The following is a 12,870-nucleotide window of genomic DNA, read 5'->3' on the forward strand; positions in this document are numbered from 1 at the left end:
TTGTGCCGGTGTAGCTCAGTTGGTAGAGCAACTGACTTGTAATCAGTAGGTCGAGGGTTCAACTCCTTTCGCCGGCACCATTTTTCCATATAGTAAAATAAATTCTGGTGGGGTAGCGAAGTGGCTAAACGCGGCGGACTGTAAATCCGCTCCCTCAGGGTTCGGCGGTTCGAATCCGTCCCCCACCACCATTTTTATAGGGGCATAGTTCAACGGTAGAATAGAGGTCTCCAAAACCTTTGGTGTGGGTTCGATTCCTACTGCCCCTGCCAATTTAAAAAAATATAGTAATGTGGCGGTTGTGGCGAAGTGGTTAACGCATCGGGTTGTGGTCCCGACATTCGAGGGTTCGATTCCCTTCAGTCGCCCCATATTTCATTTTACTACATCGTAGTAGAATTATTTTTGTATAATGGCGGCTGTGGCGAAGTGGTTAACGCATCGGGTTGTGGTCCCGACATTCGAGGGTTCGATTCCCTTCAGTCGCCCCATTATTTTTATAAAAAACACCATTATTTATTAATGGGGTATAGCCAAGCGGTAAGGCAACGGACTTTGACTCCGTCATTCGTTGGTTCGAATCCAGCTACCCCAGTATAAGGCGGAAGTAGTTCAGTGGTAGAATACAACCTTGCCAAGGTTGGGGTCGCGGGTTCGAATCCCGTCTTCCGCTCCATTATATATTATTATGTAGGCGGCATAGCCAAGCGGTAAGGCACGGGTCTGCAACACCCTTACCACCGGTTCGATTCCGGTTGCCGCCTCCATTTTTTGCCCGAGTGGTGGAATGGCAGACACGTCGCACTCAAAATGCGATGCTCTCTGGGCATGCCGGTTCAAGTCCGGCCTCGGGTATACTTCGAGTAATAAAAGAACGATGAGAAAGAGATCTTGTAAACATTAATTTATAATGTTTATAAGGCTTTTTTTTTGCTTAAAAGTATAGGTTTGGATGTAAATTAAAACAAAGTGTGAAAGTGAAGAAAGCGATTTCTGGAAAAACGTCTCGTTCAAACATTGCTTCTTGTATAAACAAAAGAATTAAAAAAATCCCCACTCTAGAAAAGAGTGGGGCAGATGAGATTCAATTGAAGACCGAAGTCTCTACAATTGGTTTCAAATTCCATTGCGATCCCCATAGTTGGTTATTGGTCATTGGTCACAATGTAAAAGGTGAAAGTTTATTGGTTATCTAAAAGAAATAATTGAACCTCACCTGGTTGTAAAGGGAGTCTCACCCTTTACAACGATTAAAGAAAGTAGGCTTCTCCATTAAAGTTTATTTCAATTTGGTAGTTTTTGGCATTGATTTTATTGGATAGCGCATGAGCTTTTTTCTCGAGTAATAACGCCTTTTGACGATATTCTTCTGGGTCGAATAGTGCGATGCGATACATTGGGGCACTTTCAGTGCCATATCCGTACATCGGTTCCTCTGTTTCTGAAGTGGAAAGTTGTTTGCATGTTTCAGCTTCGGCTCTTAATTGAGTCGCACGTTCAATCGCCTCTACAATTGGTAAGTGTTCATTTTCAAACTCGATGGTATGATCAATATTGGCTCGGTAAATTAAAGCATCTAATTTTCTACTATCTAAACGCACTTGTTTTAAATCTTCTTCTACATCGTGTAAAGTTCTTGATTGTTCTGGAAAAGGTTCTGTCTTTGTTTTAGTGACGAATGCAACACGCATTAATTCATCTTCTAATTCGTGTAATTGTTTACGTAAAATACTTTTTAATTTAATCGCTTCTGCTAAATAGATCATGCGATTACACCTCCACGGTTTGATTGGCGTATAAAAGATGTGCTTTACTTTTACCGCCATGGATTTGAAAGAAAAATTGTCTTGCAGCATCTAAGCGTTGCTGACATTCTTCTTCGTTCAGTTTGCTTGAGAAATAAAATAATTGAATGGCTTCTGTTGTCGTTTCATCGACTTGCTCTGCAAGTGGCTGTTGTAATGCTCGTTCCTCCAGTACATATTTAGTTTGAAGATTTTTGACTAAATGAACAGGGCATCCGAATTGTAATGCGTATAATAAATTAATATCTTCCGCGCTATTCGTTAAGGAATACCAATTTTCTTTTTGAATATTTTGAAGAACATCATAAAAAGTAGAAGGTTGAAAGTTTGCAAATGATGTCTCTTGTAAGTCCACGTCTTCTAATTCAAAAAATAATTGTTCTTGAAATAGACGAAGTCGTCCACGTAACATTTGAGGCGAATGGCCGACTTGTATTTTGGTATAATGGATGAGCCCGATTCGTTCAAATTGAGATAAAGCATCCGTCCGAATGACTTTCACAATGATCACCTCAGTTATCTAATAATTATTTAAGTATAGGGGGAAGTGTTATGAATGTCCAACAATTACAACAGCAAATTAGAGATTATGCAGCTTATATCGGCATTGACAAAATTGGTTTTGCTTCTGCCGATCCGTTTGTCGAATTAAAACAACGCTTAATTCGACATCGTGAGCTCGGATACGAATCAGGTTTTGAAGAAAAGGATTTAGATAAACGAACAACCCCTACTTTATTACTGCCTGGAGCCCAAAGCATTATTGCCATCGCAGTAGCATATCCTTCCAAGATGAATGATAGTCCGAAGAGTGCTCGCGGTGAGCGTCGAGGACTCTTTTGTCGAGCATCTTGGGGCACTGACTATCATCTTGTTTTAAAAGACATGTTGACAGAATTAGAAGCGTTTATTTTAACGCTTGTTCCTGAAGCAAAGTTAAAATCGATGGTAGATACGGGTGAGTTATCAGACCGTGCAGTGTCAGAACGAGCCGGCATCGGTTGGTCGGGTAAAAATACGATGATCATTACAGAAGAATTCGGCTCTTACGTTTATTTAGGAGAGATGATTACAAATATCCCCTTTATACCGGATACGCCAATGGAAGACCAATGTGGTGAATGTCGCTTATGTATGGACGTTTGTCCGACTGGTGCTCTCGTTCAACCGGGACAGTTGAATGCACAACGATGTATTGCTTTTTTAACTCAGACGAAAAATCCTGTCCCTCTTGAATTTCGAGATAAAATAGGGAATCGAATTTACGGATGTGACACATGTCAAACGGTTTGTCCGAAAAATCGCAAAAAATATAATCAACATCAAAAAGCATTTGAGCCAGATGGAGAGCTCGTGAAGCCTTTATTAAAACCTTTGCTACGATTGTCCAATCGTCAATTTAAAGAGCGTTTTGGTCATATGTCAGGGTCATGGAGAGGGAAAAATCCGATTCAACGAAATGCTTTAATTGCACTCGCTCATTTTAAAGATGAAACAGCTCTTCCTGATATTCATCGTATTTTACAAGAAGATGTGCGTCCTATGATGCGTGGGACAGCAGCGTGGGCTACGGCTAAAATATTGCATGATTCAAGTATTGCAATATTAGAGAGTTGCTTGCAAAATGAAGAAGAGGAAAGTGTTCGACTAGAAATTGAGGCGGCACTCACTCAATTTAAAGAGAAAGAAGAGAATGCAAATGGCTAATCATATCGTCTTATATCAACCGCTCATCCCAGCGAATACGGGAAATATATCGCGCACATGTGCAGGAACGCGCACCACTTTACATCTCATTCGTCCACTAGGATTTTCGACAGAAGATAAAGCATTAAAACGAGCTGGCTTAGACTATTGGGATCATGTGGATATTATGTATCATAATCATTTAGATGAGGTGTTTCATAATTACCCACACGCTCATTTTTATTACATTACAAAATTTGGCCAACATACGTATACAGATTGTGATTATACCATGGAAGGAGACCATTTTTTTATTTTTGGTCAGGAGACGAAAGGGCTTCCAGATTCATTATTACAACAGCATCCTGAACGTTGTTTACGTATTCCGATGGATGATACGCATATTCGTGCGTTGAACTTATCCAATACAGCAGCGCTTGTCTTGTATGAGGCGTTACGTCAACAAGGCTGGCCCCAATTAACATAAAAAAAGTGCCCCACTCTTTATTCGAGTAGGGCACTTTTTGAAATTAGCGAACGTTATTCGCTTTGTTTTCGTAACCACCTGTGAAGATAGCTGATAAAAATGCGAAGCAAACAGCTGCAATAAGAATAAGATTCATCGACTTAACCTCCTATATAATAATCTTCTTTTAATTATACAGGATGGAAGCATAAATGAACATCTTTGAAAAAGATTTCTCAAAAAGAATGACGAATTGGTAAATAGATTATAAAAAATAATATATTAATACTTTAGTATGATATAATTGTATTAATTATGAAAGGAGATGATGGACATGTTTGGCAGAAAAAAATTCATCGCTGAAGAAGAGCGACTGCAAAATGAAATAAGAGCGCTAGAAGATCAATTAAATCGGGAACGGCAAAGTGCAGCTAATCAAATTCAAGAAGTGAAATCACAAATGATGCGTGCGATTGAGCAATATAAGAATGACTTACATAATCAAAAATCAGACGATCGAGCACTCTATCCATTAGAAGAAAAACTTCAAGCATTGGTACAAGAGTATCCAGCAGCTACATCTAAAGTAGAGCAAATTTTTACATATAGTGATGAATTAAAAAATGATACTACTATTTTAGTAGAGGGCGCGAGTTCAGGTGTGCAAGAGGTGAGCCGAACAGCGGAGATGATGAAAAATTTAGGGACGCAAATTGATTCTTCTGTACAAAGCATTGCTAATTTAAGCGCACGTTCAGAAGAGATTCAATCCATTGTTGGTGTCATTGAAGATATCGCGGCACAAACAAATTTACTCGCGTTGAATGCATCGATCGAAGCGGCGAGGGCAGGAGAGTCTGGAAAAGGTTTCGCAGTAGTTGCTCAAGAAGTTCGAAAGCTGGCGGAAAGCACATCTGATAGTACAGCGAATATTCAAACCTTAACGAATTCATTGCGTGAAGAAATCGAAGAAGCGTTAAAAGCGACGAAGCGCAGTTCAGAAATGATCGAACAAAGCGTGAAAGCAAACTTGACAACAGCGGAGAAAATTGAAGATATTTTGCGGAAGGTTGAAGCAGGGGAAGCGAATATCGCCTCAATTCGTCAATTGTCTGAAGAACAACAACGCAATATGGAAATACTCGAACGACAAGCCCGCAGTTTAACGGACACATTGAATCAAATTGACTTTGTTGACCAAAGTGCACAATATGTCGATTTATTTGAACATACTGTAGAAAAAGCAGTTCAAGCAATCCGATAATTAAAAAAGAGTTGTACGCAATTAATGCGACAACTCTTTTTTAATTGAAATTTTTTCTTTAGTGATGGGATGAATAAAATTCAATTCATTTGCGACTAAAGCATATGGTTCATCTTGCTTTTCTCCTCCGTACATTTCATCTCCGACAATTGGGTGGCCAATTGAGCTAAAATGGACACGGATTTGATGCGTGCGTCCTGTGTGAAGTTGGACGCGTACGACAGAATAGTGTTGGGTTACTTCAATCGCTTCGTAAGTTGTACGACTCGCTTTACCTGTTTCTGATGTGTGACGTTTCGTTTGATGGTGGCGATCGCGACCGATTGCTTGTCTAATCGTACCGCGTTTTTTCAACAAGCGCCCTTCTACAACGGCTTCATAAAAACGCTCTACTTCACCACGTTCAAACATCCGATCGAGAAGGTTTTTCGCGATTGGATGTTTGGCGATTAAGACGAGTCCGGCTGTTTCGTAATCGAGACGATGAACATGTTCCACATAAGGATGTGGCGCTGTCATTGCTTGCACATGATTCATTAATGTATCGTGTTCACCGACTTCATTCGGATGGACTTTAAGAAAAGCAGGTTTCCAAACACCAAGAAGATGTTCATCCTCGTAGAGTCTTTCATGCTCTACATGTGTAAGTGCGTATGAACTTTGCGCTTGGAGCGTGATGTGGACTGTTTCTCCTTGATGGACTAACTCGTGGAAAGGGACGGGTTCATCATGATGTGTGAAAGCTTGATCCATCCGCAGTTGGTGGCGTAACTTTTTTCCGAGTTGCCAATCTTCTTGAAGTAATTCATCGACCGACTGAGTTTTTAAAAAAGTATATGGAATAATCATTGGATATACGGTATTAAGAAGTTTTCAATTTGGCTAGCGTCGTGGTAACCTGCAATGCGATCTACTTCTTGACCATCTTCGAATACCATCAATGTCGGCCATCCTTCTAACGCATACTGATTTTTACCTTCTTCGAATTCCATCAAGTTCAGTTGGCCGAAGTGCGGGACGTTCACATCGTTCATTACCTTCATCAATTCAGGCGTCATTTGTTGACAATATTGACAAGTAGGATGGAAGAAATAAGCAATTGTCGTTTCTCCCGTTTCAATGTCTTTTTGTAATTTTTCAGGTGTTGTAATATGTTGATAGTTTTCATCGTTAAGTAACGCGATTGTTTCGGCATGGAGTTTTTCTTTACCATATGGGTTACCCTCACTTTTCTTTTCTGCAGATTGATTTGATAAAAAAGCGATGACAGCAAACAAGGCGATGATGACGACACCACTGATTACTAATTTTTTCAATACATTCATTCCTTTCTATTGTTTATTCATTTTTATGAGGCGAATGCTTAAAATGAAAATAAGGCTAAACGCGATGAGTGAAAGAGCTGGAATCGTGACGAATCCAAAATAGTTAACATATTGTGCTGTACAAGGAACGCCATCTCCACAGCTCGGTGCGTTATCTCTCAAAATCGATAATTTTTGAAGCGCATAATGATACGCAGCGAGCGCTGTACCAAGTCCAGAGAAGATAGCGGTTGTGATGGCGACTCGTTTATCCTTTTGTGCGATTGCGACACCGATGATGATGACGAGCGGATACATTAAAATACGCTGATACCAACAATATGTACAAGGGACGAATCCGAGTACTTCAGAATAGTACAGCGAGCCAATTGTCGCGAGCATAGCAAGAATCCACATGCTGAGTAAAGTGTTCTCACTCTTTTTATTCATTTCCAGTCACCTCGATTAGTATAGGGATTTCGTAAATTATTGTCCACAAAAAATAACTATACAGGAGTAATATTAAGAAGTGATGAAAATTTGAGGAATCTTTGAAATTCATATAACTTATGCAAAATATAGAAAAACACAAGTTTATGTGAACATAAACTTGTGTCATTTTTACTCGACGGATGTCGGGATCATTTCTTGTATTTTCTTCGCTTCCACAAATGAAATATGATGACCTTCTACTTCGAGAGCAGAAAACACATATTGCTGCTCGATAATTTTTTCATTCGGTGCAGCTTCAAAATGTTGAGACATAAACCAACCACCAATCGTATCGATATCTTCATTTTCAATTTGAATATTTAAAATATCATTGACAACATCGAGTAAAACTTTTGAGTCGAAAATATAGTGTGAATCTGTGATTTTTCGAATTTCAGGCACTTCATGCACATCAAACTCATCTTGGATTTCTCCTACGATTTCTTCTAAAATATCTTCAATCGTGACGAGCCCACTCGTACCACCGTATTCATCGACAAGAATTGACATGTGTATTCGTTCGCGTTGAATTTTTAAAAGCAAGTCGCCAATAGGCATCGTTTCAATCGCATGGATAATTGGCTGCATATACTCAGTGACGCAATGATCGCCCGTTGTTGGGTCCTTTATATAGGCAGAGAGCAAATGTTTAATGTTGACGAGGCCAATCACATTATCTTTGTCCCCTTCAATGACAGGGTAGCGAGTGAACTGTTCGACACCGATGACTTCAAATACATCGCTCAATGTAAAGGTATGATCGATCGTCATCATTTCGGTACGAGGTGTCATAATCTCTTTTGCAATACGATCGTCAAACTCAAATATTTTATTGACGAATTTATATTCCGCTTGATTGATTTCTCCACTCTTGTAGCTATCTGATAAAATCATGCGTAACTCTTCTTCTGTATGGCTCTTTTCTTGATCGTTCATCGAATTGAATCCGAACGCTTTCACAAGTAAACGTGCAGAACCATTCAACATTTTGATGAGCGGATACATTAAGAGATAAAAAAGGCGTAGCGGTTTAGCGAACAATAAGGTAATTTGCTCAGCTTTTTGAATCGCGATTGACTTCGGTGCAAGTTCACCGATAACGACATGCGCGAAAGTGACGACAGAAAAAGCGATGATGAAAGAGAGCGTTGTCTCTGTGCTACTTGATAATTGCAGTCGTTCAAATAGAGGAACGAGCAATTGGCGCACAGTAGGTTCTCCCAGCATACCGAGCCCGAGCGCTGTCATTGTTATACCGAGTTGGCAAGCAGATAAATATTCATCCAACTGATCGGTAATTTTCTTTGCGATGACGGCTTTTTGATTTCCTTCATCTATTAATTGTTCTAACCGTGTAGAACGCACTTTTACGATGGCAAATTCAGCAGCTACGAAAAATGCAGTTAAAATGATTAAGACAGCAAATGCTGTCAATCGTATCGGAATGTCCAAATAGTGGCTTCACTTATGCGAATATTCGGAATAAATGAAGCTCCCACCTCCTATAAAATAAAAAATGTTAGTTACATCTTATAGTAGTAGAAAAGAAGCTAAATTACAATAAAATACACTTTTAGTTATCGTATACATGGAAAAGCATGAGCTCATGAATCATTTTTTCACATTGTTCAACGTGATTCGGCTTTTCAGACTGCCAGATGATGGATCCATCTTGTTCATAATTGGCAAAATATTTTTTTCCTTTATATAAAAAAGAAACGATCCACCCTGGTAATTCGCTGTTTGGAAACATTCTTTCGTATTTAAAGTGCTGTAACATATAATCTCCTCCTTTAATCTTGTATCTATTATACGAAAGATGTAGCATATATTGCTATGAGGAAGAATTAACCTTTGTTATACTTAAGCATGTTACGAGAAAAAGGGTGAGCATATGAATTTTTTATGGACTGTACTTTTCATGGCAATCGTCGGCGCTCTCATCGGAGCTTTTACGAATCATATTGCGATTTTAATGTTATTTCGCCCACATGAAGCGAAGTACATAGGGTCGTGGCGCTTGCCATTTACACCAGGTTTAATCCCGAAACGTCGGGCGGAACTCGCGACACAATTAGGTCGAACGGTAAATGACTATTTATTGACACCAGAAACATTTAAAGAGAAGTTATTAACTCAAGAGACACGACAAGTTGTAAGTGATACGATTGAACAACAAGCTGTGCGCCATATTTTTCAATCTGAAAAGACGTTAGTAGAATGGTTGCGACTTGTAGAAGGTGAAAAATTCATTCCGATTGTCGAGCAAGAAGTGACGACGTATGCGAGCAAGCAATTGTATCAATTCAAAGACTATTTATACGGGGGAACGATTGAACAAGTCGTCCCAGCGAAATGGCTTATGCAATTTGATGAGAAAGTAGAAAATGTGCCAAACTGGATTTTGCAACGTGGGGAAACTTTCGTTCACTCTGATGAAGGAGCGCTCTTATTTCGCAAATTACTGAACAACTTTTTAGAATCGAAAGGAACATTCGGTAATATGTTGCAAATGATGGTGGGTGATTCGAATACGGTCGTTGAAAAGTTTCAAAAAGAAGCGCTGAAATTTTTAAGCGCTGCTGAAACGGAACAATTGTTGCGCGGAATTATTGCAAAAGAATGGGATATGCTGAAACAAAAGCCTGTTCAAGAGTTGTTGCAAAACATCGATTGGTCACAAATTGAAAAAGATATGAATGCTTTTATTTTGCGTAAAATGGATGTTCAAGAGCGCTTAAATCATCCGCTCTCTTATTACTGGCCTACCGGTTCGACTTGGTTTAAAGAGGAAGTGTTGACGAAATTGGTCGATGCACTTTTCAAAATCGGAGAAGAGAAATTGGAAATTGGATTGCGAGCATTGAAAATCGATGAAATGGTAGAGAAGCAAGTGAATGACTTTCCGATTGAAACATTGGAAGGGCTCGTCATTCAAATTGCGACACGCGAATTAAAAATGATTACCGTGCTCGGTGGAGTGCTCGGTGGTGTCATCGGGATCGTACAAGGACTGATCGTATTTTTCACCACATAATGGAGAGGAGTCATGAACATGACAGTAAATATTTATGACGATATTAATCGTTTAGAAATGGGCTTTAAACAAACAGAACAATTCGAGGCACTCGTTGCAGCAGTAGAGGTAGTGAAAGCAGATGAAGATGCACAACGTCTTTTCGTCGCATTCCGAGATATGCAAATGGAACTTCAACAACAACAAGCGATGGGCGTCGATATGACGGAAGAACAATTAACAGAAGCGCAACAAGTTGCCGAACAAGCGCAAACGAATGAGAAAATTATGGCAATGCTTCAAGCAGAAATGCAGTTGAGCGAAGTGCTTAATGAAGTGAATCGTATTTTAGTGAAACCGATTCAAGATTTATATAACGGACTATAATAAGAAGAGGCGGACGCTTAGGCGTTCGTCTTTTTTGTTTGCCGATAGCATCCTTTTTTGTTTGCCGATAGCATCCTTTTTCGTTTCACGATATAGTAGAGGTACATATTGGAGAAAGAAGGACAGTTATGAAAAATATTTATTTTGAAGAGCCAGTTACGGAGGAGTACGTCCGTTTATATACGCATTTAGCAAATTTATTTTTTGAAGAGTCAAAAGTTCGCCAACCGATGACTGGAGATTATCAAGTGTCTCTTAATATAGAGGAACAAGATGGACATTATGTTGGAAAGGCGATATTGCAAACGGAAGACGGTCAGTATGAAACGACGTATGAAGAAAAGATTGAACTACAGTGGTTATCTGAGAAGCATCAAGTAAAGCGTGTAAAGTCGCGTCTCTTTTTGCAATTGCTTGAGGAAGAGACAGGCATGATGCAAAGTTGGGGTGTACTTACAGGGATTCGTCCGATGAAATTGTATCATCAATTGATGCAAAAGCTTGGAAATCGTGAGGAAGTGCATGAACTCTTGCGCAAACAATATCGTATTAGTGAAGACAAAATCGAACTTCTTGCAGAAATAGAGCGCGTTCAATTGCGGGCTTTGCCAGACTTGTATGAACTAAAAAAAGAAGTGAGCATCTATATCGGCATTCCATTTTGTCCGACAAAATGTGCATACTGCACCTTCCCAGCCTATGCGATTCATCGCAAAAATAATCGTGTTGACAATTTTTTAGATGCGCTTCATTTAGAGGTAGAAGCGATGGGTAAATGGTTGACAGAAAACGATATCCGTATCACATCGATTTATTTTGGCGGTGGTACACCGACATCGATTGAAGCGCATGAAATGGATGCCTTGTATGAAAAAGTATATAACAGTTTCCCAAATATGGACAAAGTGCGAGAAGTGACAGTGGAAGCGGGAAGACCCGACACGATTACAGAAGAAAAATTAGCGGTATTAAACAAATGGAAAATCGACCGTATTAGTGTCAATCCACAGTCCTTTACAAATGCAACATTGAAAGCGATTGGCCGTCACCATTCAGTAGAAGAAACGATTGAAAAGTTTCACCTCGCACGCGAACACGGCATGAATAACATTAATATGGACTTAATAATCGGTTTGCCAAATGAAGATGAAACACATTACGCCCACTCTTTAGCGGAAACAGAAAAGTTAATGCCAGAATCTGTGACGATGCATACTTTGTCGTTTAAACGAGCGAGCCACATGTCGCAAAACAAAGAGAAGTACAAAGTCGCTGATCGCAAAACGACAGAGCGAATGATGCAAATGGGCGTCAATTGGGCGAAAGAACACGAATACATCCCATACTACATGTATCGCCAAAAAAATATTTTGGGGAATTTAGAAAATGTAGGGTATAGCAAGTTTGGAGAGGAAAGTTTGTACAATATCGTCATTATGGAAGAAGCGCAAACAATCATCGGTCTCGGAAGCGGAGCGACGAGTAAGTTCATGAAGCACGGCAGCAGAAAATTACAGCAATATATGAATCCGAAAGATCCTGCGAGCTACGCACTGACGATTGATCAATCAATTGAAGACAAAATGAATTGGTTGAATAAAATCGTTAAATAAAAGTGATAACGATGTATAATAAAAGAGAATAATAGCGTTTGAAAGGGGAATGAGCAATGGAAGAAGTAGTACATGTTCAATATGAGGGGAATATCGCAACAGTGACGATGAATCGTCCAGAGGCGATGAACGCAGTCAATATTCAAATGATGGAAGAATTGGAAGAGGTATTTCGCGATTTAAAAGAGCGCACGGATATTCAAATTGTATTGCTTAAAGGAGAAGGGCGAGCATTTAGCGCGGGGGGCGACATTAAGCAAATGCTGTCGAACGAATTGACAGATCGTATGGATGAAGTGATGGATATCGTCGGAAACATGGCGACACATATGTATCAATCACCTCAAATTATGGTTTCGTATATTCAAGGGGCAGCAGCAGGAATCGGTTTAAGTATGGCGCTTGCAAGTGATTATATCGTCGCAGAACGAGCAGGAAAAATTGCGATGAACTTTATCGGAATTGGTCTCGTACCTGACGGAGGCGGTCACTTTTTCTTAAAAGAAAGATTAGGTACTGAGCGAGCAAAGCAACTTATTTGGCGCGGTAAAGTGATGGATGTAGAAGAAGCATACCGATTAGGTTTAGTCGATGAAATTATAGAAAATGGCGATACGGCAAGCTTTGAAACATTTATAAAAAAATTACAACAAGCTCCTTTAAAAAGCATGCAAGAAACAAAATATATTTTGCGTAGCGCAAATTATGAACAATTAGAACAAATGCTACAAAAAGAAAAAGTCGGTCAGCTGAAAATGAAAGATACAGCAGATTATCGTGAAGGAATTGAAGCATTCGTTGAAAAACGAGCGCCAAAGTTTCAGGGAAAATGAACAT

14 protein-coding genes and 9 tRNA genes are annotated in these 12,870 nt (G+C 39.5%); 16 read left to right on the forward strand and 7 right to left on the reverse strand.

What is annotated here, in order from left to right; genetic code table 11:
- Positions 1 to 4 precede the first annotated feature (4 nt).
- The 9 genes from IRY55_RS11385 to IRY55_RS11425 all read left to right on the forward strand — a co-directional run bounded on the left by IRY55_RS11385 (position 5) and on the right by IRY55_RS11425 (position 855).
- Positions 5 to 80 (forward strand) — tRNA-Thr (locus tag IRY55_RS11385).
- Positions 81 to 106: 26 nt separating this feature from the next.
- Positions 107 to 191, forward strand: a tRNA-Tyr gene (locus IRY55_RS11390).
- A 7-nt stretch (positions 192 to 198) separates the two neighbouring features.
- Positions 199 to 272, forward strand: a tRNA-Trp gene (locus IRY55_RS11395).
- Positions 273 to 295: 23 nt separating this feature from the next.
- A tRNA-His gene (locus tag IRY55_RS11400) sits at positions 296 to 371 on the forward strand.
- A 44-nt stretch (positions 372 to 415) separates the two neighbouring features.
- Positions 416 to 491, forward strand: a tRNA-His gene (locus IRY55_RS11405).
- 32 nt (positions 492 to 523) lie between these two features.
- A tRNA-Gln gene (locus tag IRY55_RS11410) sits at positions 524 to 595 on the forward strand.
- Positions 596 to 601: 6 nt separating this feature from the next.
- Positions 602 to 676 (forward strand) — tRNA-Gly (locus IRY55_RS11415).
- A gap of 17 nt (positions 677 to 693) precedes the next feature.
- Positions 694 to 767: transfer RNA gene (locus IRY55_RS11420), tRNA-Cys, on the forward strand.
- Between the two features lie 6 nt (positions 768 to 773).
- Positions 774 to 855: transfer RNA gene (locus IRY55_RS11425), tRNA-Leu, on the forward strand.
- Between the two features lie 395 nt (positions 856 to 1,250).
- Here IRY55_RS11425 and IRY55_RS11430 read toward each other — a convergent pair.
- Positions 1,251 to 1,766, reverse strand: coding sequence for a hypothetical protein (locus IRY55_RS11430; RefSeq protein WP_194563456.1), 516 nt, complete (start codon positions 1,764 to 1,766; stop codon positions 1,251 to 1,253).
- Between the two features lie 4 nt (positions 1,767 to 1,770).
- A complete protein-coding gene (locus tag IRY55_RS11435) occupies positions 1,771 to 2,307 on the reverse strand; it encodes a hypothetical protein (protein ID WP_194563457.1) in 537 nt (178 codons plus the stop codon).
- Positions 2,308 to 2,357: 50 nt separating this feature from the next.
- On the opposite strand from IRY55_RS11435, the gene queG reads away from it, so the two are divergent.
- The 3 genes from queG (at position 2,358) to IRY55_RS11450 (ending at position 5,221) form a co-directional block, all read left to right on the forward strand.
- Complete coding sequence (gene queG / locus IRY55_RS11440) at positions 2,358 to 3,512, forward strand: tRNA epoxyqueuosine(34) reductase QueG (protein WP_194563458.1); 1,155 nt, start codon at positions 2,358 to 2,360, stop codon at positions 3,510 to 3,512.
- Positions 3,505 to 3,978: a tRNA (uridine(34)/cytosine(34)/5-carboxymethylaminomethyluridine(34)-2'-O)-methyltransferase TrmL gene (gene trmL, locus IRY55_RS11445; RefSeq protein WP_194563459.1), complete on the forward strand. Its 474-nt coding sequence runs from the start codon at positions 3,505 to 3,507 to the stop codon at positions 3,976 to 3,978. The genes queG and trmL overlap by 8 nt, the downstream gene beginning before the upstream one ends.
- Positions 3,979 to 4,291: 313 nt before the next feature.
- Positions 4,292 to 5,221: a methyl-accepting chemotaxis protein gene (locus IRY55_RS11450; protein ID WP_194563460.1), complete on the forward strand. Its 930-nt coding sequence runs from the start codon at positions 4,292 to 4,294 to the stop codon at positions 5,219 to 5,221.
- Positions 5,222 to 5,242: 21 nt separating this feature from the next.
- Here the strand turns inward: IRY55_RS11450 and IRY55_RS11455 are convergent, their stop codons facing one another.
- The 5 genes from IRY55_RS11455 to IRY55_RS11475 all read right to left on the reverse strand — a co-directional run bounded on the left by IRY55_RS11455 (position 5,243) and on the right by IRY55_RS11475 (position 8,797).
- Positions 5,243 to 6,070 carry an RluA family pseudouridine synthase gene (locus IRY55_RS11455; protein WP_194563461.1) on the reverse strand — a complete coding sequence of 276 codons (828 nt, stop codon included), beginning with the start codon at positions 6,068 to 6,070 and terminating at the stop codon, positions 5,243 to 5,245.
- On the reverse strand, positions 6,067 to 6,537 hold the full coding sequence (locus IRY55_RS11460; RefSeq protein WP_194563462.1) for a thioredoxin family protein: 471 nt from the start codon (positions 6,535 to 6,537) through the stop codon (positions 6,067 to 6,069). Before IRY55_RS11460 ends, IRY55_RS11455 begins: the two co-directional genes overlap by 4 nt.
- A gap of 15 nt (positions 6,538 to 6,552) precedes the next feature.
- Positions 6,553 to 6,975 carry a disulfide oxidoreductase gene (locus IRY55_RS11465; RefSeq protein ID WP_194563463.1) on the reverse strand — a complete coding sequence of 141 codons (423 nt, stop codon included), beginning with the start codon at positions 6,973 to 6,975 and terminating at the stop codon, positions 6,553 to 6,555.
- A gap of 171 nt (positions 6,976 to 7,146) precedes the next feature.
- Entirely contained in the window at positions 7,147 to 8,469 is a 1,323-nt protein-coding gene (locus IRY55_RS11470; RefSeq protein ID WP_194563464.1) for a hemolysin family protein, read from the reverse strand.
- Positions 8,470 to 8,590: 121 nt separating this feature from the next.
- Positions 8,591 to 8,797, reverse strand: coding sequence for a DUF5342 family protein (locus IRY55_RS11475; RefSeq protein ID WP_194563465.1), 207 nt, complete (start codon positions 8,795 to 8,797; stop codon positions 8,591 to 8,593).
- Positions 8,798 to 8,911: 114 nt separating this feature from the next.
- On the opposite strand from IRY55_RS11475, the gene IRY55_RS11480 reads away from it, so the two are divergent.
- From IRY55_RS11480 to IRY55_RS11495, 4 genes are all read left to right on the forward strand, one after another.
- Positions 8,912 to 10,054, forward strand: a complete 1,143-nt coding sequence (locus tag IRY55_RS11480) for a DUF445 family protein (protein ID WP_194563466.1) — start codon at positions 8,912 to 8,914, stop codon at positions 10,052 to 10,054.
- A gap of 18 nt (positions 10,055 to 10,072) precedes the next feature.
- The gene (locus IRY55_RS11485) at positions 10,073 to 10,420 is read left to right on the forward strand and encodes a YlbF family regulator (protein WP_194563467.1); all 348 of its coding nucleotides are present in this window, start codon (positions 10,073 to 10,075) and stop codon (positions 10,418 to 10,420) included.
- 128 nt (positions 10,421 to 10,548) lie between these two features.
- A complete protein-coding gene (locus tag IRY55_RS11490) occupies positions 10,549 to 12,033 on the forward strand; it encodes a coproporphyrinogen III oxidase (RefSeq protein ID WP_194563468.1) in 1,485 nt (494 codons plus the stop codon).
- Positions 12,034 to 12,089: 56 nt separating this feature from the next.
- Positions 12,090 to 12,866, forward strand: coding sequence for an enoyl-CoA hydratase (locus IRY55_RS11495; RefSeq protein ID WP_194563469.1), 777 nt, complete (start codon positions 12,090 to 12,092; stop codon positions 12,864 to 12,866).
- Positions 12,867 to 12,870 lie beyond the last annotated feature (4 nt).

This window comes from Savagea serpentis (assembly GCF_015351395.1).
Classification (GTDB): domain Bacteria; phylum Bacillota; class Bacilli; order Bacillales_A; family Planococcaceae; genus Savagea; species Savagea serpentis.